The organism is Vibrio sp. 070316B (genome assembly GCF_013114115.1).
GTDB classification, from domain to species: Bacteria; Pseudomonadota; Gammaproteobacteria; order Enterobacterales; family Vibrionaceae; genus Vibrio; species Vibrio chagasii_B.
In genome coordinates this window covers 93,879-119,830 of the sequence record NZ_VTYC01000006.1, presented here as the reverse complement: position 1 = coordinate 119,830, position 25,952 = coordinate 93,879, and the positions used below count along the sequence as shown (strand labels likewise).

The following is a 25,952-nucleotide window of genomic DNA, read 5'->3' as shown; positions in this document are numbered from 1 at the left end:
AGGGAGCAAATGCTCCCTGATTTTTTTATTTAAACGTCGACCAAATTGGCGCGTGATCTGATGGTTTTTCTATACCGCGCAGTTCGTAGTCGATGCCTGCTTCCGTACACTTATCAGCAAGTTTCTGAGTTGCTAGTACAACGTCAATACGCAGGCCGCGGTTATCCACGAAACCTTTTGAACGGTAATCAAACCATGAGTATTGATCTGTGACTTCTGGGTGTAGTTGACGGAACGTATCTACGAAGCCCCAATCCATCAATGTTTTTAGCCATTCACGCTCTTCAGGCTGGAATGAACACTTGCCCGTTTTCAACCAACGTTTTGCATTTGGCTCGCCGATACCGATGTCTGCATCGATAGGGCTGATATTGATGTCACCCATCACGATGATCTGCTCATCTTTGTTGTGATAGTCGTTCAGGTAGGTCATCAAGTCTTTGTAGAACTCACGCTTGTATGGGTATTTGGTTTCATGCTTGATGTTGTCCCCTTGAGGGAAGTAGCCATTTAGCACAGTAACCTTTTCGCCATTTTCATCTTCAAACGTCGCCATGATCATACGTTTTTGATGGTCTTCATTGTCTGTTGGGAAACCTTTCTGTACAGAGATAGGTTCTTGCTTACACAGCATAGCAACACCGTAGTGTGCTTTTTGCCCGTGGAAGTAAACCTTGTAGCCCATTGCTTCAACATCAGCAATTGGGAAGGCCTCGTCGTGCACTTTGATCTCTTGTAAACCAATCACGTCAGGTTGGTGTTTGTCGATAACCGCTTGCAGTTGGTGAAGGCGAGCTCTTAGGCCATTGATGTTGAAGCTAATTACTTTCATTTATTTTTATACCTCTCGTAAACCTTTGCCTATAGTGCAGCAAAGATTATTTGATTTGGTGAGTTTCATAGTTAATCGTATTTAACCATGCTTAATAATGTATGTCGCCATTTGTAGAGACAAAATGGCGACATAAAACGACGTGGGTACTTGCGTTGAATCTATTGAGTCTTGAGCAAATCTAAAAAGAATGCGTATTCCAGTGCGTCTTCTTTTAATCGTTTAAATCGACCTGATGCACCACCGTGACCTGCTTCCATGTCGGTTTTGAACACAAGTACATTGCTGTCTGTTTTCATCTCACGCAACTTCGCTACCCACTTCATAGGTTCAAAGTATTGTACTTGCGAATCATGCAGACCGGTTGTCACTAACATGTTCGGGTAGTTTTGAGCTTTGACGTTGTCGTATGGCGAGTAACTCAACATGTAATCGTAATAGGTTTTATTGTTAGGGTTACCCCATTCGTCGTATTCGTTGGTTGTAAGAGGAATTGATTCATCAAGCATGGTCGTTACCACGTCAACAAATGGAACATGAGCGCCAATGCCTCGATATAACTCAGGTGCTTGATTGATGATTGCGCCCATCAATAGACCGCCAGCCGAACCGCCCACTGCGAACACTTTATCTTTCGCGCCATAACCTTCTTCAACTAGGCCTTTAGTGACATCGATGAAGTCATTGAACGTGTTTTGTTTAGTCAGCTTTTTGCCATCTTCATACCAAGGACGTCCCAACATCTCTGAACCTCGAATATGCGCGATAGCATAAACGAATCCGCGATCAAGTAGGCTCAGACGAGCTGAGCTAAAAGTTGGTTCGATTGTGTGCCCGTAAGATCCGTAGGCATATTGGTAGAGAGGGTTAGTACCGTCTTTCTTGAATAGATCTTTGCGATAAACCAAAGAGACTGGTACTTGCTTACCATCGCGAGCCGTGATCATGATTCGCTCTGATTGGTAATTATCAGCATCGAAATCACCTAATACCGGCGTTTGTTTCATGATCTCTGATTCACCTGTATTAAGGTCGAAATCATAGTAAGTGCCAGGAGTCGTTAGGCTGCTGTAATAGACTCGAACTTTAGAGTTATCTAACTCATAGTTACTTGTTAGGTAGGCAGCAAAAGCGGTGTCGTTGAACTCAAGTGGAAATTCTTTGCCTGTAGAGAGTTGACGAACCTTCACTGTAGACAAGCCATTTGAACGCTGCTCGTAAACCAGATGATCATTAAATAGCTCAAAATCGACAAGCTGTACGTTGTCGTCAGCCGGAATGACATCGACCCATTTTGAACGGTCATGCATGTCTTCAGCCGTTGTTTTCATCAAACGGAAGTTGACCGCTTGGTAGTTGGTGTAGATGTAATACCAATCCTCTAGCTTGGCGATGCTGTACTCAATACCCGTTTCTCTTGGGTAGAAGGCTTCGGCTTTTGCATTTGGGTTATTGGCATCAATAATTGAAACACCACTGGTTTCAGTGCTCGAGTGCCAAATGTATACCTGCTCGCCATCTTTACTCTTACTGATGCTGGTGTAGTAAGCGCTGTCAGCTTCTTCGTAGACCAGCTCATCGCTTGTTTGAGGTGTACCCAATACGTGGCGGTAAACTTGATAGCCGAGTAAAGTTTGTGGATCTTTCTTGATGTAGTAGAAGGCTTGGTTGTCGTTTTGCCATGCGATAGCGCTCGAAGCACCTTCAATTTCGTCGTTTAGGTATTCACCTGTTGTCAGGTCTTTAATCTTAATGGTGTAAATGCGGCGGCTCAGTGTATCTTCGCCATAGGCCAACATATTTTCGTTCGGGCTGACTGATAGGCCACCAATGCTGAAGAATTCATGTTCTTTGGCGAGTTCGTTAACGTCTAAGATGACTTGTTTGTCTATTCCTAAAAAGTGTTTTTCGCGCAAATGAACTGGGTATTCGTTGTCACCTGTGACTTTATTTGAGTAGTAATAGCTACCTTTACGAACTGGTACCGAATTGTCGTCTTTCGCGATTCGGCCTTTGATCTCTTCAAATAACTGTTCTTGAGATGCTTCTGTGTGTTTCAGAACAGTCTCGGCATATTGGTTCTCTTGCTCGAGATGCTGCAAGATCTCTGGGTCTTGACGTTCATCATCACGCATCCAATAGTAATCATCAATTCGCGTGTCACCATGAGTCGTCATTGAATGAGGGACTTTCTTAGCAACGGGAGCTTGGGTTTGTTGAGCGATGAGTTGCGATGGAGAGTAGTGGTTCATGGTTGTTGTTCCTTGATTGCTGCATCCGGCGACAAGCGCGACCGATACGGCTAATGTGGTTAAAGCGAAACGCATCTATATATCCTTAGTGTGCACCTTACTCGTTTTATTGCCAGCATCCTTTAGTGGTTAGTTTCCTTCCAGTGATATTATTTATAATTGGATTCTGGATATGCACTTTCATCGTAAGTGTCTGTTATTGTTTTTAAAAAATCAAAGTAATGTTTGATGAAATTAGTGGTAGACATCATGTAAGGGTAAACGGGTAATAAAAAAGGGACACACCTTTCAGCATGTCCCTCTTCTTTGTTTGGGCAAGATTTGCGTTTTACTTTAGATAGCCAATGGCATTTCGTTTGAGTGATCAGGCTTACGATTAACCCAACGTAAACCAAGCATCGCGATAAGTGACATGGTAATCATCAAGCAACCCAGTGGCAGCTGATCTTGAGCTGGGAAGAACGATGCCAACAGTGTTGCAATACCGGCACCTAGGTTCTGCATACCACCTAAGATCGCGCCGCCCGTACCTGCGTGATATGGGAATGGCGAAAGTGCTCCCGTTGTCGCGGCTGGAAATAAGATACCAGCGCCCAAGAAGTAAATGGTTGCACCGCCAATCAAAGTTAATGCGGTTGTTTGACCAAACAGACCCGGGATAAGCACCACAGCTGAGCCAACTAAGATCGATACTAGACCAACATTCAGTGCTCGGCGCTCAGAGCGACGTTGCGCGATGTAACTCGATAGACCTGCACCCACGAGGTAACCCGGAATCGGTAACACAAACAGCAAACTCACGGTGGTTGCCGGCAAGCCAAGTACACCGCCCAGCAATACGCCAGCTGCTGCCTCAAACACTGCTACGCCCGCAAATGTTGCCACTAGTACCAGCAAGAAGCCTTGGAAGCGTTTGTCAGACATAACAAACTTGTAGCTGTTGACGACTGATTCATTTTTGCGTCGCTCTTTTGGCAATGTTTCCATCATGCTGGTCATCATGGTGATCACCACAGCGATACCAAACAGTGCTAGAAACAAGTAGCTAGAACGCCAGCCAAAAGCTTCTGTTAGGTAACCGCCCAATACAGGTGCCATTAATGGGGAGAAAATCACACACATGCTGATTAAGCTGTTCGCACGGTGTAACTCAGCGCCCTCAAAACAGTCACGGGTCAATGTGCGAGACATCGCGCCGCCACAACCAATGCCCAGTCCTTGAATAAAGCTACCCACCAAGAACCATTCGTATTCATGAGCAAATAAGGCTACCAAGGTACCTAGGATATAGATAACTAAGCCTGCGACGATGATTGGTTTACGACCGAGGCGATCTGAAAGCGGACCGTAAACAAATTGCGACAAACCATAAGGGATCAGGTAACACGCCATCACTGCTTGAAGTGAAGACGCAGAAACCAAGAACTCACCTGCCATATGACCGATAGAAGGCACGTACATCGTTTGAGTCATTTGACCTACGGCTGTCAGAATAGCGATTAAAAAGGTAAGTTTCGCTAATGGAAACGAGGCGGACATTTGCGTATCTCTCCAAAAATTAAAAACGTAAAAAGCCTTAGCGCTCCATTAGGGAGAGCCAATTGAATAAAGCGATTAGGGAATCTAGGCGCGAGATATTAGAGTTTGATTGCCGAATTAGCAATCAAAAAATGTGAAGTTGATCAAGATAAAAATCTATGGTGTGGATTAGAAAAACTAATCCTTATTCTATGTGAAACGAGTAAGTGTTGCAGGAGGAAGCTATTGAAATATTATGAGTGATTGAACAAGGTTTTGATTACCTGAGGTGGTGGTGCGCTCAATAATCTAAATCGTATAGCAGGTTTATGAAACGACAGATATCTTTGTATCAATACCCAAGATTAATAGAGTAGCCAGTCTGTCGCGTACACGACAAGCGTTATTAAACAGGTCACAACAATTGTTATTACAAGTGCAGTCACTAACTTTTTCTTCAAACTTAGTGTGTTAAATACTTCGCCCTCTTGTTCTCTTAACCTCTTGTCTTCATCAAAGTGCCACTTGATCGCTAGGTAGCCACCGATAGCCAATACAATCAGCTTAAAAGCCCCTGCAAAGTATGGAAAGAAATTGGCCCAACTCGCGTTCATCATCTATCTCCGTCGTTATCAAAAAAGATTCAATAGCATAATAACAAGCTTGCTTTTATAGCGCAGCGAGATGAAAAGGCATTTTTCAATTCCGGTAGGGGAGCTGCAAAGTGTTCTTATCGCCTTGAGAAAGGACGCAAGTCATACGTCATATTTTTAAAACGACAAAGATGAAGCTAAGTATCGGAAGTTAATAGCTCTCTCAATCACAGAAGCGATAGACAAAAAGCATGAACTGTTAATATTTGCGTGAACTTTCGTTTTATATGTTAGCAATTTGTGATGTAATCATCCGCTAAGCTATTCGTCTAACTTATCTACATTGTGTACAGCCATTCGTTGTCGATGTGATAGTTATGGTTATGGAAGTCTTTTGGCTTAAATAAGGATACTAAATGCGTTCTCTATCGGTACAGTGGAAAATAACTCTATTAGCGGGTTGTTGTTTAATCATTACGTCACTGTCTCTTATTGGTTTCTCGATCTACAACGCGACGAGCAATCAACAAGTCATCAAATCTCAAAGCTCAGAATCAGTGATCAATAAAACTCAACAGTTGTTGGCATCTGTTTCTCAGCTTAATGCCCAAGAAACTCAACGCTATGTTGACGAAGCTATTTATCGCGCTGAGATGCTTGCGGCCAGTGCTCAGTTTCTAAAGAACAATGCAGATGAAAACTTTACACCGAGTGAAGAGCTTCGTACTGCATTAGACGAAATGGTGCGTCGTTCAGTTTTAAACTTCGATTAAATTCAAGGTGCTTATCTCGTATTCAGGCCTGACTTACTTGATAGTGAAGATGCGAACTATGTCGATGCCGATTATGTAGGTTCTAACGAGAAAGGACGTTTCGCTCCTTACTGGAAGGTAGCGGATAATGGTGAGAATGTTCTCTCGAACGTGCTTTCGGAATCAACATTGAATGACAACAGTAATAGCGAACGTTTTTACTGCCCGCTATCTTCAGGGCAAACCTGTATCAGCACCCCACGAGTAGTGAACAGCGGCGGTACAGCATTATTGACGTCCTCTATTTCAGTTCCAATTTTAGTCGACGATGTTGCGATTGGTTTTCTTGGTATCGATTTGAGACTCGATGGCTTAACCAGTGTGATTACTCAATCTGACCAGAGTTTGTTTAACGGTGCAGGTAAAGCTTACGTGGTTAGCCTAGACGGCTCAGTTATCGCTTCTGACGATTCAAGCATTGCAGTTGGTTCGAATTTCCAAAGTGATAATACCAACAGTGACTTAATGACCGACTTTATCTTCGGCGGTGAAGTAACAACACAGTGGAGTGAGAACGGTGAATGGTTACTTGCGTTTGCACCTGTTGTTGCTGCTAACCAAACGTGGGGTGTGTTGTTTGAGATCCCAAGAGACAGTGTCGTCGCTGATGCAAATAAATTGGATTCCATCATTAGCACTAAGCTAAGTGAAGGCATCAAAACAGAAGTCATTGCCGGTACGGTATTTATTATCTTTGGCTTAGCCATTATCGCGTTTGCCTCGTTATCTATTGTGAAGCCGATTCGTCAGGTTGTGGAAAGGTTGAATGACATCGCTTCAGGTGAAGGTGATTTGACGCAGCGCTTGGAAGTGAAGTCTCAAGATGAAATCGGTCAGTTGTCAAAAGGATTTAACCTGTTCCTAGATAAGCTGCAACACACGATCAAAGAAGTCATTCAAACCACAGAACAAGTGGCAAACACGACCAGTCAAGCGAAGGCATCTGCATCAAGTACTCGTGAAAGCAGCGAGTCTCAATTTAAAGAAGTGGATCTGGTAGCAACAGCAGCAGAAGAGATGACTCAAACTGCGGGCTTAGTGGTACAAAATGCAGAAGTTGCGGTAGACGCAGCTTGTGAGGCAAATCGTTCAGCTCAGCAAGGGCAGCAAGTTATCGAGCTTTCCGCTGGTGAAATGAGAAAGCTGGTGGAACGCATGTCGAGCGCCGTGCCTATTGTTGAAGAGCTAGCGAAGAACAACGGTAATATCACCGAGATTTTAAGTGTTATCGAGGGGATCTCCGAACAGACTAACTTGTTAGCATTGAATGCGGCGATTGAGGCGGCTCGTGCCGGTGAGCAAGGTCGTGGTTTTGCGGTCGTTGCAGACGAGGTGAGAAACCTAGCAAGCCGCACACAATCATCCGTTGGTGAGATCAGAGCGGTGATCGATAAGGTCCATGCTGGTACACAAGATGTTGTTGAGGCGATCCAAGAGGGTAATATTCTTGCCAACGATACAGCGCTGCATGTTCAAAATGCAGTGGAGGATCTCGGCTCGATCTTTACTTCAATTGAGGCGATCAGTGACATGAACAATCAGATCGTAAGAGCAGCAGAAGAGCAACAATCGGTTTCCGGTGAAGTGAATCAGAGTGTGGTTAATATTCGCGACTTGAGTGCGAAGATCTTGGAACAAGCGGCAGCTTCTGAACAAGTGGGTAATGAAATTGATCAGCTATCTCAGCAGCAACAGAAATTGGTTAATCAGTTCAAGGTCTAAACCTTAAACAATTATTGGATAGAAAAAGGGACAAATGAATATTTCATTTGTCCCTTTTTTAGTTGTTTCTTGAAAAGTAGGTTAATAACTAGCGTCTGACGCTGCTTACTCTTCGATGAACCAATAGCCTTTGTTAACCAATTCAGTCACGACCATTACGCCCGAAGGTGATAGGGCAGTAGCCGAGGTAATCACGGTCTCATCGCACAGTGTATTGAGTAATGACGAGTCTGCTTCATCAACCTTAACCACTTCGCCATTGATGTAAGCTGTGTTGCTTTGATCTTCGTGGTAGAGCGCTTTTAAGCCTGATACTCGGTGGATTTCACCTTCTGACTCTAGGTGTTGGGCAATCTCTTCTTGAGTCCATAGTGGCTCTGGCGCAACGATATCAAGCTGGTGGCGAGATTGGCTCAGTAAGCAACCCATGAAGTCGCTAACCGTTTCTGGTTGTTCAAGGGCTGATTTGAGCATATCAGTCAGGTTACTCAAATCTGACGAACGAATCTTGCCGTAGCCGTCCTGCGTTTTGAACTCAGGATCATGCAAGTGAATATCACCCATATCATGAGCAAGTACAAAATCGGCAAAGTTACTGATTAGCTCTTGCTCTTTAGGAGAGCGGTAGCCAATGGAGTAGCTCATTGATGGCTCTAGCGTATTGCCTTCGTGTGGGAAGCCTGGCGGGATATAAAGGATATCGCCTGGTTCTAGGGTTTCATCAATGATTGGCTCAAAGCCTTCGATTTGGCGTAGAGCAGAGGCTTGGACGGTCTCTTTATATTGACCGATATCTTTTGCGCCTACTTTCCATTGACGCTTACCTTGGCCTTGAATGATGAATACGTCATATTGATCAATATGCGGGCCAACACCACCTTCAGGTGCTGAGTAGCAAATCATCAGATCATCGAATAACCAGTTTGGTAATTGTTGGAACGCTTTCGTCAGCTCATTGGCACCTTGATGCCAATGGTTTGCTGCTTGAACGATCAACTGCCAGTGAGTTTCTTCTAATTCGCCAAATTTTTCTTCGGCGAATGGGCCGTGCTCTGCTGTCCATTGGTTGTTGAGGTTAGAAACAAAGCGAGAATCCACTTCTTCTTCCATCGATAAACCAGCAAGTTCTTCCGGCGAAATTGGGTCGACGAAGTTTTGGAAGCCACCTTTTAAGATGGTTGGTTTCTTATGCCAGTAATTTTCAAGAAACTCGGGCATAGAAAAGCTAAGTTGGTACATGTGAATCCTGTATGTTTTGATGCTAGATGCTAGATGCTAGATGCTAGATGCTAGATGCTAGATGCTAGTTTGGCTTGTAAATCTTGTTGGACAATCTTAATTGCCTCTAACGCAACCTTTGGGTCGATCTTGTTACTTTCGAGTAGGTAGATCAAGTCGACAGCTAACTTAACTTCTTCAGGTGCGTCGTCCAATGGTGATGATGGGTTATCAGTGCTCATTTCGCTTTGGGTTCTCTATGTTAATCAGTCTTTCGATGTTCTTCATCGAGTCTTCACAGCGCTCTAAACGCTCTTTCGCTAACATCCAAGCGTTTTCTGCTTGTGCTTTGCTATGACCAGGTGCGGAGTCCAGCGCTAACTTGCGTCGTTTAACCAAATCGACCAAACGTCTTTGCCAGTCTTGGTGCTGAGCCAAGTCATTATACAAATCGTTCAAGGTTTTCCCTGATTTACTTTTTCTGTCTAAGCGCAAATCGTGATTGGCTAGCTCGCGTTGCAGAGCTGCTATCTGGTTAGTTAACTTCTCGGTTAAGTAGTTTGCTCTCGATGCCGAAAGTTGGTTAGTGTTCTGTTCGCGAATAATGGTGTGGTAGGTCGCTTGGGTTTCGAGTGCGTAAGGGAGTAGAGTCGAGGCGCCACATTTAAACAACGCTTTGTCGAAAAGCGCCTGATGATAGGAACCTCTGGATTTATCAACCTGTGAACAGTGACCGAGTAAGGTATCAATGACACTTTTTATTTGTGAAAATTGACTCATTTTACTTCCTGTAATCTGGTGGCTATAGATTTACAAACCAAGCTTCGTAAGCCAGTTTTATCGCAAGTATACTGACAACTGTAACAAAGACTGGTCGTATAAACGTAGCACCAAATCGAATTGCCGAATGTGCACCAACAAATGCACCAGCCATTAAGCAAACACCCATGGTTAAACCCAATACCCAGTCAATATGACCAAGAATCGCGAAGGTCACCAAAGACGTGAAGTTACTGGTGAAGTTCATTGCTTTCGATAGGCCAGAAGCAAGCAAGATATTTAGGCGGTACAGAGCCATAGAGCTCACCGTCCAAAAAGCACCCGTTCCCGGGCCAGCAACGCCATCATAAAAGCCAAGAATGAAGCCTTGGTACTTTTGTTTCTTCTTCAGTACCGGACAAGGTTTCGGTGACACGTTGTGATTGGCGTTCGGTGTCTTATGGAAAATGGTGTAGATCGCTGCTGCCAGAATGATCAGCGGTAGGACTTTTTCTAACCATTGAGTGCTAATGGCATCGACTGTTAGGGTACCTATGGTTGCGCCGATCAAGGTCGCTATAAATGCATTTATCCAACATTCTGGCTTAAACAGCTTTTTACGATAATAAGTAAAAGCCGCTGTTGAAGAAGCGAACGTGGCTGCAAGCTTATTTGTACCCAGTGCGATGTGTGGCGGTAGGCCAAGGGATAACAATGCAGGGACCGTTAACATGCCCCCACCACCGGCGACAGCATCAATAAAGCCCGCTGCAAATGCAACCAGCGCAAGTATAACCAACATGGTTGGTTCAATCATTTCCATAAATAGCTGTTGTTCTCGTTATTGGCCGTCAGAACAGCCACACGAATAGTTGATGGGCTATTCGTGTTTGATTGTGAATGCAGGGGCCAAGCGATGACTGACCCAGAACTACCCAAAGGCAGAAAAATTAGTATTTTATTGTTCTTTTAAAAGGCGGTAGCGAATCGAGTAGGGACTTGCCATATCGCTTCGTGACTATGCGTCGATCAAGGATCGTGACTTTACCAGAATCTCTCTCTTTACGCAGTAGTCGCCCTACAGATTGAATAAGCTTTTTACTCGCTTCTGGAACAGTAATCTGCATAAAAGGATTACCGCCACGCGATTCAATATATTCTGAATGCGCTTGTTCTACAGGTGACGTAGGAACACCAAAAGGAATTTTGGTAATAACTAGGTTTTCAAGAAGCTCACCCGGTAAATCCAGACCTTCCGAAAAGCTACCAGTTCCAAAAAGCACGCTGGTTTTTCCTTGGTCTATTAGCTTTTTATGTTTTTTTAGAATTTCAGCGCGTGAAGTATCACCTTGTACCTGCAATGCCCATGACTTTTTAACGAAATCTGTTGCCAAAGCCTCTGCAACTTTATTCATTTGCCAGTAAGAAGAGAATAGAACGAGATTGGCTTTGTTGTCTTCTATTACCTTAGGCAGAATTTCAATAAGATATTCGGTAAATTGAGGTGCTTGTGGCTCGTATTTCATGGCAGGCACGATTAACTCCGCTTGATTCTGATAATCAAACGGTGACGCCAGGGCAAGAAACTGCACGCCATCTTCTTCTTTTTGACTGATACCGGCTTGATGGCAGAAAAAACTGAAGGAGTTGAGTGCTCTCATTGTTGCAGAAACGAGCACTGCACCAACACAGCGGCTCCAGATTTGCTGGTCAAGTTGCCAGCCAACCTCAAGCGGAGAAACATTGACAACAAAATCGCCTTCACTCTCTTTATTAAGCTCTAACCAGCGCGCTAAAGGCGCACCTTTTTCACGTTTTGGTTCAGCCATCAGGCGCCAAACTTGCGCTAGGTTCTCGGTTCTCTGTATATAAAAGCCGATTTCCGCGAGTGCTGGCTCTGCGAGTTTTGCAGAAAGCTCTCCATCTTTGACTCGTTCTGCAATCAGGTCCGCAATTTTAGCGACTGCCTGGCTCGCTTTCTGAGAAAGTTGTTTGAGGTCTTTAGATTCGTTCTCTAACCATTCTGGCAAGTCACCATGCTCAAAGCGGTAAAGCCCATCTTCAAAATGAGTAGCATCGAACTGCTTACTGAGCTGCGTCAGCGTTGGTATCAGCTGTTGTACTGAATCCTGCAATTCATTCCTGAATCGCCCCACTCGCTTTTCATCCGCTAAGCCTGAAAGCTTAGTGATGGACTGGTTCAAACGCTCTAACCAAGAAGCGGCACCCTTTAAGCTCGCAGCAGCAGAAGAGTGATCTCGGGCTACGTGTGGTAAGTGGTGTGCTTCATCGAAGATATAGATGCTATTTTCTGGCTCAGGCAGTATCACGCCGCCACCTAAATCGGCATCAGCCATCACTAAACTGTGATTAGCGATGATAACGTCTGCTTTATCTAGCTCTGAACGTGCTTTTTGGAAAGGGCAATCTCTGTGAGTTGGCATGCTGTTGTTACAACTGTGCTTATCACTGACAATCATTTGCCAAATCATGTTGTCGATAGGCTTTGGCCATGAATCTCGGTCGCCATCCCATTTGCCTTGAGCAAGGCTGCGATACATGGTTTGCAGTTGTTCAATATCTTTCTGTTTTGGCTTAGATTCGAACATTGCCATCTGGCCACCATCAACCCCGCAGGCGGCTGCCAACTTTTCCGCACAGCAATAACGTTGTCGACCTTTCGCCAATATAAAAGAGAACTCCCTGTCAGTAAGTCTTCTATATAGAGGGAGATCTTTGTTTACAAGCTGTTCTTGTAGAGCAACCGTTGCGGTTGAAATAACAATTTTTCGGTTGTTTAAAACGGCAACGGGAATCGTTGCCATTAAATAAGCCAGTGATTTACCGATTCCGGTTCCCGCTTCAGCAACGATCATACGATTACTTTTGTGGTATTGACCACAAAGTGTCTTCGCAATCTCTGCGACAAGGTAGTTTTGTGCACGCCTAGGTACAAAGTTATCCAACTGTTCTTGGAGGTTTTGATAACTGGTGCGAATAGAATTTTGAATTTTAGTAGTTAGCATACTGTGACCTACGTAACGGAGCGAGGATAGTAGCACATATCACTAGCCGGTACATTTACCGCAAAATAGCTTGCTTTTGAATCAAAGGTAGATCTCGTTCACAAAAAAAAACTGAACCATCAGGAACTTAACGATTTTATTTATCTTGCGAAATATAAATATTAAAAAAGACTGGCTTGTAGGTGTTAAGTTCTGTTGTTGGGTTGTTTTGTGACTTACTGTTGGTTTTAAATTCTATTTGTTACATTTTTTGGATTATTATATTTGCTGATAAAACTAAGGATAAGCTGCTCGTAAAATGATGAAAAAAAATGTAAGTGTTTGATTTTGAATGTTTTGTGTTTTTTTTAGGTTTGTTTTTAGTTTATTTGACACGCAGGATAATCTTTTGCAATCTAGACCTCGAAATTTAGTGACGGTGATTAACCAACAAAGAGTGGTAATGACCAGTCACAATAAATAAAAGGGAACCGGGCAAGGATCTCCCATTCTTAGAAAAGGCAGTGGATTTATTATGAAAAAGACTCTATTAGCGCTAGCTATCGCAGCTACAGCAACTTCTGTTAACGCAGCAGAAATTTACTCTAACGACGATACTAAAGTTGGCCTAAAAGGTGAGGTAGATATCTACCTAACTCAATCTGAAGTTGACGATGTTTCTGGCGTAGGTTCTGAGAAGAAAGACGCAGACGTATCTACTTGGGCAAAAATCCAACTAGACGCTGAACAGAAGCTAAACGACCAGTTCACAGCATTCGCATCTTTCGAAATCGAATCTGACGGCAGCAACGCTAAGTTTGATGATGTTCTAGCTGGTTTCAAAACTGACACTTGGGGTATGGCTTTCGGTGAAACTGGTGACCTAGCAGAATCTGCAGACGCTATCCAGAAAGACGATATCACAAACGAAGGTAACTACATGGGTTCTACCGGTGGTCACCACCGCGAGTCTGCTGGCCACGGCGCTGTATTCAAAGGTCAATTCGTTGAAGGTTTCACTATCGTAGCTGATGTTAATACTAACTCTGATGACGACGTTGATAACACATACGGTATCTCTGCAGACTACGCATTCAGCAACTTCTCTATCGGTGCTTCTTACATCACTGGTGAAGCTGCTAAAGACGTAGATTACTCTCTTGCTGGTGTTTCTGCTTCTGCTGAGTTTGGTGGCCTATACCTAGCTGCAACTTACGCACAGTACGAAGGTAACCAAGGTTACGGTTACTGGGACCTAACTTCTAATTACGGTAACGGTGATACTATGGGTATCGCAGCTGCTTACCAAATCGACGCTGTTCGTCTATACACGACTTACGCAGTAGCAACGACTGATGAGCGTGTAAGCAGCACTGGTGTTGTATCTAAAATCTCTGATGTTGATTCATCTAACCTAGTAGTTGGTGTTGACTACGCATTCCGTGACAACATCCTATTCCTAGCTGAATACCAAACTGCTGACTTCGAGACAGATACAAAAACTCTTGATGCTGACGGCGTAACTGCTGGTGTTTACTACACATTCTAATCTGTAGTTAATTATGCTATACAAAAGCCAGCTATTAGCTGGCTTTTTTACATTTATTGATTAAGGAATCGTACATGAACAAGTGGTATTTGAGTTTTGTCTGCCTATTCTCTGCACCATATGCAACGGCTGCTCTTGATTTAGCTTCTGGTATTTCACTAAATACTTTGAACGGCGAGGTTGTTGAAAGTGCAGAAGATGCTGTATTTGCCCCAGGTGAAAACCAACTCGTTTTAGATTACACAGGGTATTTGAGTGATAAAGGTAAGCGCGAATTTATCAGTACAGTTCCTTACATTATGGTTGTAGATGTTCCTGAAAATGCGGATGTTGACGTTGATCTTGTAAGCCGAAAGTATGAGAAAATCGCAAAAAATGTAGACAGAGAACTTCCTATATTCAGCATCTCTGTAAATGGTGATGATGTAAAAGTAGCGCAAGAAGTGTTACCACCATCTCAAGGCGCATTGCCTTACAGCGATATTCCTCAGCTGGTTAAAGATTACAATCAAGAAAGAGGTTTAGTTTTCGACTCAGGCAAGATTCGCTCATTGAAAGAAGAATTAGCCGCGGTTCAAACTGGTGCTGTGGTTGGTGCGACTGTTGCTGCTGATAGCACGGTTCAAGAGTCTGAAAATACACTTCAACTTAAGCTTTGGTATTCAAGAGCTAGTGAAGAAGAACGTAAAGCATTTCAAAAGTGGTTGATTGACCAAAAATAAGACCAAAAATTTTTAAGGCGAGGTTTCTTATGTAACAGACACCTCGCTTTTTCATTTCTATCTAGCCGTATTTTAAATCTCTTTCCACTCTCCAGGTTGAAGCTGACCTACGTTCATGTCACCCATTGAATAGCGAATAAGGCGTAGGGTAGGGAAACCGATGTTTGCTGTCATTCGTCTGACCTGACGGTTACGTCCTTCGATGATAGTAATCGCTAACCAGGTCGTTGGTATTGCAGCTCTGAATCTTACAGGTGGATTTCTGTCCCATACCTCTGGCTCTGCCATTAACTCCACCTTAGCAGGTAGCGTCATACCATCTTTTAGTTCAACGCCTTTTCTCAATTTATCTAAATCTTCCTCAGAAGGTGCGCCTTCAACCTGCACCCAGTAAGTCTTTGGTGATTTTGAGTTTGGTTGAGTTAGCTTGGCTTGAAAGATACCGTCATTAGTTAAAACCATTAACCCTTCGCTATCACGATCAAGTCGTCCTGCAGCATAAACGTCTTTTACTGGAATAAAGTCGGCGAGCGTCTTTCTACCTTCGCCATCAGTGAACTGACTTAAAGTATCGAATGGTTTGTTGAACAAAATGACTTTGCGATCTTCGAGTGCAATTTTAGGTTTTGTGTTCGCCGGTTTCGCTTTATATCTGTGTTTACTTGAGTGCGATTTCTTGTGCGAATTGCCAGTGTTATTTCTATCATTGTTTCGGCCTTGTCTGTTGCCACTTTGTTTTAATGTGGCGCCAGAACGAGCGGGTTTGTCTGAACGAGATGCGCTGCGTGAGCGAGTAGACATGTTAACTACCTTGCAAAAATGTAAACGAAGTGTGCTGAAAAGTTTTCACTGAAACGGAATTGAGCTATCATTTGCGCGCCTAAAAGACACAAAATAGAACAAGTTTATGGACTCTTGAGCCTGATTTGTTTAATTATACCAACGTGTTTTATTATAACAACGCACTCACGGATTTGGTTCATGCTGTCATTAGATTGCATGAAAAATAAGATAGAGTACGACTATCGAGTAAGCAGTTTTCACTCTCAGAGTCGCTTACTGGTCAATTTATAACATTCTCACTATTCACGTGAGCTTGTAAGAACTATAGGGAAATTTCATGCCTACTGAAAAACCAACTATCATCTATACCATTACAGACGAAGCTCCGGCATTAGCAACATACTCTCTGCTGCCAATCATTCAATCTTTTACAGCTTCTTCAGGTATTGACGTTGATACTCGCGACATTTCACTTGCAGGGCGCATTATTGCCAACTTCCCTGACTACTTGAACGAAGAGCAACGTATTGGTGATGCATTAGCAGAACTAGGTGAATTGGCTAAGACACCAGAAGCGAACATCATCAAGCTTCCAAACATTTCTGCGTCTGTACCTCAACTACAAGCAACAATCAAAGAGCTACAATTAAAAGGTTACGCACTTCCAAACTACCCAGAAGAAGCAAACACTGACGAAGAGAAAGCAGTAAAAGCGACTTACGATAAGATCAAGGGTAGTGCAGTAAACCCAGTATTGCGTGAAGGTAACTCAGATCGCCGCGCACCACTTTCAGTTAAAAACTACGCAAAGAAAAACCCACACTCAATGGGTGCATGGTCAGCAGATTCTAAGTCGCATGTTGCAAGCATGGAAGATAAAGACTTCTTCGGCAGCGAAAAATCGACAACAATCGATGGTGCGACTGAAGTAAGTATCGAGTTTGTAGGTAAAGATGGCGCTAAGAAAACATTGAAGCCAGCATTTGCACTGCAAGATAAAGAAATCATCGATTCATCAGTAATGAATAAAGCCGCTCTAGTCGCGTTTTTTGAAAAAGAAATCGCGTCAGCGAAAGAGCAAGGTGTGCTGCTTTCTCTACACATGAAGGCAACCATGATGAAAGTATCTGACCCTGTGATCTTTGGTCATGCGGTTAAGGTTTACTACAAAGACGTTTTTGCTAAGCACGGTCAGCTTTTCGAAGAGCTAGGTGTCGATGTTAATAACGGCATCGGTGATGTATACGCGAAGATCGCGTCACTGCCTCAAGATCAAAAATCGGCAATTGAAGCTGACTTACAAGCGGTTTACGAAACTCAGCCACCACTTGCGATGGTAGATTCAGACCGTGGTATTACCAACCTACACGTACCAAGTGACATCATCGTTGACGCATCTATGCCTGCAATGCTGCGTTCTTCTGGCCAAATGTGGGATCCAGAAGGTAAGCAAAAAGACACTAAAGCAATGATCCCAGATCGTAGCTACGCGAGCATCTACCAAGCAGTAATTGATTTCTGTAAAGAGAACGGTGCTTTCGACCCAACAACTATGGGTAGCGTACCAAACGTAGGTCTAATGGCTCAAAAAGCAGAAGAGTACGGTTCTCATGATAAGACATTCATTCTAGAAGCTGCAGGTCAGGTTCAAGTCGTTGATGCTTCAGGTTCTGTGCTTCTTGAGCAAGACGTAGAGGAAGGCGATATCTTCCGTATGTGTCAGGTGAAAGATGCGCCAATCCAAGATTGGGTTAAGCTCGCTGTAACACGTGCCCGTGCTTCAGATACTCCAGCGGTATTTTGGCTAGACGAGTCTCGTGCACACGATGCAGAGCTTATTAAGAAAGTGAATGCTTACCTACCTGAACATGATACAGATGGTCTAGAGCTGAAGATTCTTTCTCCACTGGAAGCGACCAAGTTCTCTCTAGTTCGTATTAAAGAAGGTCTAGATACAATTTCGGTAACTGGTAATGTACTGCGTGATTACCTAACTGACCTATTCCCAATCCTAGAGCTTGGTACGTCGGCTAAAATGCTATCAATCGTTCCACTAATGAACGGTGGTGGTCTATTTGAAACAGGCGCTGGTGGTTCTGCTCCTAAGCACGTTCAGCAAGTAGAGAAAGAAAACCACTTGCGTTGGGATTCTCTGGGTGAATTCTTGGCACTAGCTGCATCTCTAGAGCACCTAAGTGTGGTTACAGGTAACGCTAAGGCTCAAGTTCTAGCTGATGCGCTTGATAAAGCGACTGGTGAATTCCTAGATAACAACAAGTCACCATCACGTCGAGTAGGTGAGCTTGATAACCGTGGTAGCCACTACTACCTAGCGGCATACTGGGCTAAAGCACTTGCAGAGCAAACTACTGATGCTGACCTTGCAGCTGAATTTGCTGCAGTGGCAAGCCAGCTAGCTGAAAGCGAAGAAGCAATTGTAGCTGAGCTAAATAACGCACAAGGTGTTAATGGCGACTTAGGTGGTTACTACCTATTTGATGATGCACTAGTTTCAGCATTGATGCGCCCAAGTGCTACATTAAACGCATTTATCGACGCTTAGAATGCAGCGTTTCTATGTGAGTGTTTTCTAAAGCGCTTACAGGCGACATAATAAAAGACGCTTTAACGTAACCGTTAAAGCGTCTTTTTTGTTTCTGCCGTTTCAATGTCGATCCTGGTATTAAACGGTCTCTACGGAGAACATATGTTTCGCCCAAGGTCAAAAAAACCGCTCATTGAACTCTGCATACAGGTATCAAAGGAACGGTTTTCATAATCTGCTAACTTTCAAATAGTGCTATTTAGGTCAACACGATATGGCAGCTTTGCCTATTTACTGGCACTGCCTTCTACAGGAACAACGGAGCTTGCGTGCGAGCCTTTAGGTCCACTTTCTACTTCATAGTCGACCTGCTGACCAGCCTTTAAGGTTCTGTAACCTTCCATTTGTATTGTGGAGTAGTGCGCAAAGATATCGCCTTCTTCACCTTCTGGACAAATAAAGCCAAACCCTTTGGCATTGTTAAACCATTTTACTGTACCTGTAGCCATGCTATACATCCCTCATGCATTTTGTTACTAACGTTGTTTATATCAATAGTTGTAAGTTCGATTGATATCATTCCTACCAGCTAATGACATTAAGCTGGTAACTTGAATCTCAGACATTGCTTACGGAAATTAACGCTACCCTGCGTAATTATTCCTTATTGTTAAATTTTCAAGCGTGTTATGAAACTGTATTAGAAAAACCTTTTAGCTCCAATGTAGCTAATGATTGAGCACAGTCAATAGTAAATTGGTATAAAAGTGATCAATTTTAATAACAAATCACATTCGAGATTGCTCACAAACTATTAACCAAATAGTAACTTAGCGGCTATTGCATGATTAGCGTCAATAGTTATGGCGTCTTTTTAATCAATCACATATGTTAATCCTGTGAATCGAGATCTTTTATTTGCAGCAATGGAAATGGTGGATTAGGCTCAGTATAGAGGAATATTTTTTGGTACTGTTTCTCGGTGCGGTTTCTTAGTACACCGTAAAGCGTGAATGTGGTAAATTTAAGTTACACAAACATTCACCACTTCCGAAAAATAACCCTTAGCAAAGCGATATGAGCAGAAACTTTGAATGGGCATCTCCAGGCTCAGATTTACTGGAGAAAGAAGCAACAAAAGTAAAGCCACCGGCAATGTATAACGTCGTACTGAATAACGATGATTACACGCCAATGGACTTTGTAATCGAGATCCTAGAGCGATTCTTCTCACTAGATATCGAAAAAGCAACGGAAGTGATGCTCAAGGTTCATTATGAAGGTAAAGCTATATGCGGCACATACAGTGCTGAAATAGCGGAAACAAAGGTAGCGCAAGTCACGATGTACTCAAAGGAAAATGAGCATCCGCTACTATGTACAATGGAGCAAGTATAAATTGCTCGAACAACACAGTTGTTCCCTTAGGAGGTACTTATGCTAAATAAAGAATTAGAGTCGAGTTTAAATGGCGCATTTGCTCGTGCGCGAGACAAGCGACATGAATTTATGACTGTCGAACACCTCCTACTAGCATTATTAGAAAATGATGCGGCCAAGGAAGCGCTCCAAGCTTGTCAGGCTGATCTCGATGCTCTTCGCAACGAGCTCGATATTTTTATTGATCAAACGACCCCACTTATCCCAGAAAGTGACGAAACTCGTGAGACTCAACCTACATTGAGTTTCCAACGAGTACTTCAACGTGCTGTTTTTCATGTCCAATCTTCAGGTCGCAGTGAAGTAACAGGTGCTAACGTACTTGTCGCTATTTTCAGTGAGCAAGAGTCTCACGCGGCATATCTTCTTAAGAAAAATGACATTAGCCGTTTAGATATCGTTAACTTCATCTCACACGGTATCACCAAAGCCAGTAACGAAGGCGATAGTGCTTCCTCATCAGACTCATTTGGTGGTGCTGAAAATGCCGAAGAAGCAAATTCAGAAGACCGTTTAGAAAACTTTGCGACCAACCTTAATGAAGTGGCGAAGCAAGGTAATATTGATCCGCTAATTGGTCGTGACAAAGAGCTTGAGCGTACTATCCAAGTCCTATGTCGTCGCCGTAAGAACAACCCTCTACTGGTTGGTGAAGCGGGCGTAGGTAAAACGGCTATTGCTGAAGGCCTTGCATGGCGTATCGTTGAAGGACAGGTTCCTGAAATTATTCAGAGCAGTGTGATTTACTCTCTAGATATTGGTTCACTGCTTGCGGGTACTAAATATCGTGGTGATTTCGAGAAACGCTTTAAAGCGATTCTTAAGCAACTAGAGAAAGAAGAAGACGCGATTCTGTTCATCGATGAAATCCATACCATTATTGGTGCGGGCGCAGCATCGGGTGGTCAGGTAGATGCGGCTAACCTAATCAAGCCACTACTAAGCAGTGGTAAGCTGCGTTGCATCGGTTCAACGACATATCAAGAGTACAGCAGTATTTTTGAGAAGGAGCGTGCGTTATCTCGTCGTTTCCAAAAAATCGATATTGTTGAGCCTTCATTAGATGATACGACTAAGATTCTGATTGGCTTGAAGCCAAAATACGAAGCTCACCACGAAGTACGTTACACCAACAAGGCGTTGCGTGCGGCTGTGGAGTTGTCTGCGAAATACATTAACGAACGTCACCTTCCTGATAAGGCGATCGATGTTATTGATGAAGCGGGTGCTCGTAGTCGTTTAGCTCCAGCAAGCCGTCGTAAGAAAACGGTAAGCGTGGCGGACATTGAGTCAATGGTTGCGAAAATGGCTCGTATTCCAGAGAAGTCAGTATCGTCTTCAGACAAAGATACGCTGCAGAAACTGGACGACCGCATGAAAATGTTGGTGTTCGGACAAGACCCAGCTATCGATGTATTGAGCGAAGCGATCAAGCTAACTCGTGCAGGACTTGGTGCCGACAATAAACCTGTTGGTTCATTCCTATTTGCTGGTCCTACTGGTGTTGGTAAAACTGAGGTGACGGTTCAACTGTCTAAACTGATGGGTATTGAACTGCTGCGCTTTGATATGTCTGAGTACGGTGAGCGTCACTCAGTAAGTCGCTTAATTGGTGCTCCTCCTGGTTATGTTGGATACGATCAAGGTGGTCTACTAACGGATGCGGTTATTAAGAACCCGCACTCGGTTGTACTGCTTGATGAGATCGAGAAAGCTCACCCAGACATCTTCAACCTACTACTTCAGGTGATGGATAACGGCACACTAACGGATAACAACGGCCGTAAAGCGGATTTCCGTAACGTGATCTTAGTAATGACAACCAACGCGGGTGTAGCTGAGACAGAGAAGAAATCGATCGGCCTGATCCAACAAGATCATGCACCAGATGCGATGGGTGAAATCAAGAAAGTGTTTACTCCTGAGTTCCGTAACCGTCTTGATAACATCATTTGGTTCAACAGCTTGGATCCAAGCGTGATTAGTCAAGTCGTCGACAAGTTCATTGTTGAGCTTCAGGTTCAACTGGACGCACGTGGTGTATCTCTAGAGGTTTCTGAAGACGCTCGTCACTGGTTAGCAGGCAAAGGCTATGACAAGACAATGGGGGCTCGTCCAATGGGGCGTGTGATTCAAGAGAAGCTTAAGAAGCCTCTTGCGAATGAACTGTTGTTCGGTAGCTTAGTTGATGGTGGTACGGTTAAAGTAACACTGAAAAAAGACGAACTGCATTTTGTCTATGTTGGCGCTAAAGAAGAAGTGATGCACTAACGAAGTGGCGGATCGCTCAATAGTTTAGATACAAAACGCATGACTTAGGTTGTGCGTTTTTTTATGTTTTGAAGATACGAGATACGAGATACGAGATACGAGATACGAGATACGAGATACGAAGAAAAGCGGTTAAGACCAAGAGCCAAACGCTAGGCAATAAAAAACGGAGCATTAAGCTCCGTTTCTTATCGTATTCGATAATTAAAAATTAACGAGCACGGAAGACGATGCGGCCTTTAGAAAGGTCGTATGGAGTCATCTCAACAGTTACTTTATCACCAGTAAGAATACGGATGTAGTTCTTACGCATTTTACCAGAGATGTGTGCTGTCACTACGTGACCGTTTTCAAGCTCAACACGGAACATTGTGTTTGGTAGAGTATCAAGGACAGTGCCTTGCATCTCGATTACGTCTTCTTTAGCCATCTAATCCTCTTTCGAAACTTGGCGGTTTTCAACGGCTTGATTGTGCCGTCAAAATCAAAATATGTAAAGTTGTGGCGTATTCTACCCTTGCCACCGCTGATTTACTAGCCTTTGATGACGTTGAAATCGTACTTTATAGTTCATAGCAGGGCATTCATCGATTTGATAACCCAAATATAGCCACTGTTTGTGTTCTTTCTGAGCATGTTGGATTTGGAACAAAACGCCGAGAGTGCCCATGGATATATCGATATCTGGATCGAAAAAGGTATAAAACGCACTGGTACAGTGAGACATCACATCGGTAACAGCTATGCCAACGAGGTCGGTCTCGTTGTAAATATGCATGAACTTAGTAGTTAACCACTCATTTTGAGAAAATTGTAGAAACTCTTCTTTTTTAGGTGGGTACATCGTGCCTGAACGATGGCGTGCGGTAATATAACGGCTATATAAATCAAACCAGTTTTCATCCATTGTATCTTTGAGCTCCCAACGAAAGGATTTCGCCTTGTTGAGAATTCTTCGCTGACTTTTGGAGAACTTAACATCGGGGATTGAAAGGCGAATCGCCTGACATGCCGAACAATTATCGCAATGGGGCTTATAGATGGTGGCACCGCTGCGACGAAAACCATTCGCTAGCAGAACTTCATAATTTTCTGAGGTGTGCATGTGCTCATCGAGCGTAACAGCGACTCTTTCCTCTAAGTGGGGGAGGTAGCTACATGCATGATTGTCTGTTAATCCAATTCTGATTTGTTGTAAATCTGGATTCATTAAGGCATTTCCTCTAGCCATTGGTTTTCAAAGCATACATCGTCAACAGACTTGTCTTTCAGTAATTGCAGAGAGCTGAGAAACTCTTCTCTTTCTACTTCTAATGCCCCCAAAGACTCCAAGTGAGGGTTCATGACTTGGCAATCAATGAGCTGCCCTCCAGACTGAGCAAAGTGGTAACAAAAATACCATAGTGCGATTTTCGAGGCATTGGTCTTTAAGCTAAACATGGATTCACCGCAAAAGACTTGCCCTCTTTGTAAGCCATATAGCCCACCGACTAGCTCGTCACCTTGCCACACTTCCACCGAGTGACAGAAACCTAACGAAGCGAGCTCTCGGTAGGCGGCCTGCATGTCGTTGTTTAGCCAGGTCTCTTCTTCAGGTCTTAGTGATGAGCAATAACCTATGACTCTATCCGTCGCTTGGTTGATACTGACACGGTAATTATGCTTTCTTTGATACTTTTTAAGACTTTTCGATGGTTTGAATGTCTTAGGATTAAATACCGCTCGTGGTGCTGGGCTCCACCAAAGTATAGGCTCACCTGGGCCATACCATGGAAATATACCGTGACTATAAGCATTTAAGATTCGCATTGGCGACAGATCTCCCCCAAAAGCAAGAAGGCCATTTGGCTCATCCAGTGCATCGAAAGGAGATGGAAACTCTATACTAGTAGTATCGAGTTCAGTTAGGTATATAGTCATAAGTACCGCGTAACAGATTAATCATTGACCATGAGGTCATTAGGAGTTCTACCATGAAGAAGTTGCTTTGGATTTTACTTGTTTTGCCCATGTTGGCAAATGCAGCTTATAACCGAAATCAAGCTCGACCTGTGAATGAGGTTGTTTATGGTGAGATTGATACCGTGAGATATATTACTCAACAGGAGATAGTGGAATCGAAAGCGAGCGGTTGGGAGACCCTATTAGGTGCCGCAATTGGTGGTTTAATTGGTAACCAATTTGGTGATGGTACAGGTAGAGAGGTGGCAACGGCTGTCGGTGCTGTTGCAGGAGCCGGGATCGCTCGAAGTCGCGGTAATAGTCAATATCGAGTGGAATATAAATTGGTTGAGTTACTGGTTAAAACCAAAGATGACAAGCTCGTCAATATCATACAAGACGTCGATAGCACGATGTTATTTAACCGAGGTGACGACGTGAGAATTCTTTATTTTTCAGATGGCGTTCGTGTTGATCTCGTGTACTAGTATAAAAATACGATTGGTTGGCTGATTTATCACCTTTTTGAAGGGGATTAGCTCTGGAGTTCATTGGAAAAGTTCGTTAGTCTGCAAGTACGAAGAATTATTCATCACCCGAAAATAAATACTCGCCAGTGACTTCGGGTGGTACAAGGACTAAAAGATTTAATGGAAAGCCTTACGTTACAACCAATTCAAAAAGTGAGTGGGGAAGTTAACCTACCTGGCTCTAAAAGTGTTTCTAACCGTGCGCTTCTTTTGGCTGCGCTTTCAACTGGAACGACTCGCCTAACTAACTTATTAGACAGTGATGACATTCGTCATATGCTGAATGCTCTGACGCAGTTAGGTGTAGATTATCAGCTATCTGCGGACAAAACCGTATGTGAAGTGACGGGCGTTGGTGGTGCATTTTCAAGCGACAAAGCTCTCGAGCTTTTCTTAGGTAACGCGGGTACTGCGATGCGTCCGCTTGCGGCTGCGCTTTGTTTAGGTCGTGGTGAATACGTTCTAACTGGTGAGCCGCGCATGAAAGAGCGCCCGATTGGCCACCTAGTAACTGCTCTACGAGAAGCTGGCGCTGACGTTGAATATTTAGAAAATGAAAACTACCCACCGTTGAAAATTACAGGCACGGGTCTGAAAAGCGGTACGGTTTCGATCGACGGTTCTATTTCTAGCCAATTTTTGACTGCATTTTTGATGGCAGCACCGTTAGCAGAAGGTGAAGTGACCATCAAAATTGAAGGTGAATTGGTTTCTAAACCATACATAGATATCACGCTACACATTATGAAACAATTTGGTGTGGACGTGATCAACAACGACTACCAAGAGTTTGTCATTCCAACGGGTCAATCATACAAAGCACCAGGTGATTTCCTTGTCGAGGGCGATGCATCTTCGGCGTCTTATTTCCTAGCAGCAGCTGCGATTAAAGGTGGTGAAATTAAGGTAACGGGTATTGGTAAAAACAGTATCCAAGGTGATATCCAATTTGCTGATGCACTTGAAAAAATGGGTGCTGAAATTGAATGGGGTGATGACTACGTTATCTCTCGTTGCGGTGAGCTGAAGGGCATTGATATGGACTACAACCATATTCCTGATGCAGCGATGACGATTGCGACCACTGCACTGTTTGCAAAAGGCACAACAGCGGTTCGCAACGTCTACAACTGGCGCGTGAAAGAGACCGATCGTCTTGCGGCCATGGCAACCGAACTACGTAAAGTGGGTGCTGAGGTAGAAGAGGGCGAAGACTACATCATCGTTAATCCAGTGGCTGAATTGAAACATGCGGCGATTGATACTTACGATGATCACCGTATGGCAATGTGTTTTTCGTTGGTCGCACTAAGCGATACGCCGGTGACGATTAATGATCCAGGTTGCACATCAAAGACATTCCCTGACTACTTCGACAAACTGAAGATGCTGAGTCAATAAGAATGCTAAGTTGATATAAGCTCAGGAAGTAAAAAAGCTTGCCTAAATGGCAAGCTTTT

At 43.6% G+C, this 25,952-nt stretch carries 21 protein-coding genes and 1 pseudogene; 8 read left to right on the top strand and 14 right to left on the bottom strand.

All coding sequences use genetic code 11. The features are described 5' to 3' along the window. Positions 1-25 precede the first annotated feature (25 nt). From xthA to F0251_RS07530, 4 genes are all read right to left on the bottom strand, one after another. Complete coding sequence (gene xthA / locus F0251_RS07545; protein WP_102425973.1) at positions 26-832, bottom strand: exodeoxyribonuclease III; 807 nt, start codon at positions 830-832, stop codon at positions 26-28. Positions 833-993: 161 nt separating this feature from the next. Next, complete coding sequence (locus tag F0251_RS07540; RefSeq protein ID WP_171730717.1) at positions 994-3,084, bottom strand: S9 family peptidase; 2,091 nt, start codon at positions 3,082-3,084, stop codon at positions 994-996. A gap of 333 nt (positions 3,085-3,417) precedes the next feature. Continuing rightward, positions 3,418-4,623, bottom strand: a complete 1,206-nt coding sequence (emrD, locus tag F0251_RS07535) for a multidrug efflux MFS transporter EmrD (RefSeq protein ID WP_171730704.1) — start codon at positions 4,621-4,623, stop codon at positions 3,418-3,420. A gap of 344 nt (positions 4,624-4,967) precedes the next feature. Beyond that, positions 4,968-5,219, bottom strand: a complete 252-nt coding sequence (locus F0251_RS07530) for a hypothetical protein (RefSeq protein WP_231891815.1) — start codon at positions 5,217-5,219, stop codon at positions 4,968-4,970. 392 nt (positions 5,220-5,611) lie between these two features. Here F0251_RS07530 and F0251_RS07525 point away from each other — a divergent pair. After that, positions 5,612-7,729, top strand: a pseudogene (locus F0251_RS07525) (methyl-accepting chemotaxis protein). A gap of 105 nt (positions 7,730-7,834) precedes the next feature. Here the strand turns inward: F0251_RS07525 and F0251_RS07520 are convergent. The 5 genes from F0251_RS07520 to dinG form a co-directional block, all read right to left on the bottom strand. Next, a complete protein-coding gene (locus tag F0251_RS07520; RefSeq protein ID WP_171730703.1) occupies positions 7,835-8,968 on the bottom strand; it encodes a cupin domain-containing protein in 1,134 nt (377 codons plus the stop codon). A gap of 50 nt (positions 8,969-9,018) precedes the next feature. After that, positions 9,019-9,189: a pleiotropic regulatory protein RsmS gene (gene rsmS / locus F0251_RS07515; protein ID WP_105057388.1), complete on the bottom strand. Its 171-nt coding sequence runs from the start codon at positions 9,187-9,189 to the stop codon at positions 9,019-9,021. Beyond that, positions 9,179-9,727 carry a primosomal replication protein gene (locus F0251_RS07510; protein WP_105057387.1) on the bottom strand — a complete coding sequence of 183 codons (549 nt, stop codon included), beginning with the start codon at positions 9,725-9,727 and terminating at the stop codon, positions 9,179-9,181. Before F0251_RS07510 ends, rsmS begins: the two co-directional genes overlap by 11 nt. Positions 9,728-9,749: 22 nt before the next feature. Beyond that, positions 9,750-10,529, bottom strand: coding sequence for a TSUP family transporter (locus F0251_RS07505; RefSeq protein WP_004737423.1), 780 nt, complete (start codon positions 10,527-10,529; stop codon positions 9,750-9,752). A 127-nt stretch (positions 10,530-10,656) separates the two neighbouring features. Then, the gene (dinG, locus tag F0251_RS07500) at positions 10,657-12,732 is read right to left on the bottom strand and encodes an ATP-dependent DNA helicase DinG (protein ID WP_105057386.1); all 2,076 of its coding nucleotides are present in this window, start codon (positions 12,730-12,732) and stop codon (positions 10,657-10,659) included. 514 nt (positions 12,733-13,246) lie between these two features. Between dinG and F0251_RS07495 the strand changes: the two genes are divergently transcribed. Together F0251_RS07495 and F0251_RS07490 are read left to right on the top strand one after the other, a co-directional pair. Then, complete coding sequence (locus F0251_RS07495) at positions 13,247-14,260, top strand: porin (RefSeq protein WP_116871836.1); 1,014 nt, start codon at positions 13,247-13,249, stop codon at positions 14,258-14,260. Positions 14,261-14,334: 74 nt separating this feature from the next. After that, positions 14,335-14,982, top strand: coding sequence for a DUF2057 family protein (locus F0251_RS07490; protein WP_116871837.1), 648 nt, complete (start codon positions 14,335-14,337; stop codon positions 14,980-14,982). Between the two features lie 72 nt (positions 14,983-15,054). Here the strand turns inward: F0251_RS07490 and F0251_RS07485 are convergent, their stop codons facing one another. Beyond that, positions 15,055-15,783, bottom strand: a complete 729-nt coding sequence (locus tag F0251_RS07485) for a pseudouridine synthase (RefSeq protein WP_116871838.1) — start codon at positions 15,781-15,783, stop codon at positions 15,055-15,057. Between the two features lie 319 nt (positions 15,784-16,102). Here F0251_RS07485 and F0251_RS07480 point away from each other — a divergent pair, with 319 nt between their 5' ends. Then, positions 16,103-18,328 carry an NADP-dependent isocitrate dehydrogenase gene (locus tag F0251_RS07480; RefSeq protein WP_171730702.1) on the top strand — a complete coding sequence of 742 codons (2,226 nt, stop codon included), beginning with the start codon at positions 16,103-16,105 and terminating at the stop codon, positions 18,326-18,328. Between the two features lie 269 nt (positions 18,329-18,597). Here the strand turns inward: F0251_RS07480 and cspD are convergent, their stop codons facing one another. Next, the gene (cspD, locus tag F0251_RS07475; protein WP_004737429.1) at positions 18,598-18,819 is read right to left on the bottom strand and encodes a cold shock domain-containing protein CspD; all 222 of its coding nucleotides are present in this window, start codon (positions 18,817-18,819) and stop codon (positions 18,598-18,600) included. A gap of 568 nt (positions 18,820-19,387) precedes the next feature. On the opposite strand from cspD, the gene clpS reads away from it, so the two are divergent. Continuing rightward, a complete protein-coding gene (gene clpS, locus F0251_RS07470) occupies positions 19,388-19,708 on the top strand; it encodes an ATP-dependent Clp protease adapter ClpS (RefSeq protein ID WP_004737430.1) in 321 nt (106 codons plus the stop codon). Between the two features lie 39 nt (positions 19,709-19,747). Continuing rightward, positions 19,748-22,021 carry an ATP-dependent Clp protease ATP-binding subunit ClpA gene (gene clpA / locus F0251_RS07465; protein ID WP_171730701.1) on the top strand — a complete coding sequence of 758 codons (2,274 nt, stop codon included), beginning with the start codon at positions 19,748-19,750 and terminating at the stop codon, positions 22,019-22,021. Positions 22,022-22,232: 211 nt separating this feature from the next. Here clpA and infA read toward each other — a convergent pair whose 3' ends face one another. From infA to aat, 3 genes are all read right to left on the bottom strand, one after another. Next, positions 22,233-22,451 (bottom strand): translation initiation factor IF-1, encoded by a 219-nt coding sequence (infA, locus tag F0251_RS07460; RefSeq protein WP_001040192.1) that lies wholly within the window; start codon positions 22,449-22,451, stop codon positions 22,233-22,235. An 81-nt stretch (positions 22,452-22,532) separates the two neighbouring features. Next, positions 22,533-23,231, bottom strand: a complete 699-nt coding sequence (locus F0251_RS07455) for an arginyltransferase (RefSeq protein ID WP_116871840.1) — start codon at positions 23,229-23,231, stop codon at positions 22,533-22,535. Next, positions 23,231-23,941: a leucyl/phenylalanyl-tRNA--protein transferase gene (aat, locus tag F0251_RS07450; protein WP_171730700.1), complete on the bottom strand. Its 711-nt coding sequence runs from the start codon at positions 23,939-23,941 to the stop codon at positions 23,231-23,233. Before aat ends, F0251_RS07455 begins: the two co-directional genes overlap by 1 nt. A gap of 53 nt (positions 23,942-23,994) precedes the next feature. On the opposite strand from aat, the gene F0251_RS07445 reads away from it, so the two are divergent. Together F0251_RS07445 and aroA are read left to right on the top strand one after the other, a co-directional pair. Beyond that, positions 23,995-24,450: a glycine zipper 2TM domain-containing protein gene (locus tag F0251_RS07445; protein ID WP_171730699.1), complete on the top strand. Its 456-nt coding sequence runs from the start codon at positions 23,995-23,997 to the stop codon at positions 24,448-24,450. Between the two features lie 162 nt (positions 24,451-24,612). Continuing rightward, on the top strand, positions 24,613-25,893 hold the full coding sequence (aroA, locus tag F0251_RS07440; RefSeq protein WP_171730698.1) for a 3-phosphoshikimate 1-carboxyvinyltransferase: 1,281 nt from the start codon (positions 24,613-24,615) through the stop codon (positions 25,891-25,893). Positions 25,894-25,952 lie beyond the last annotated feature (59 nt).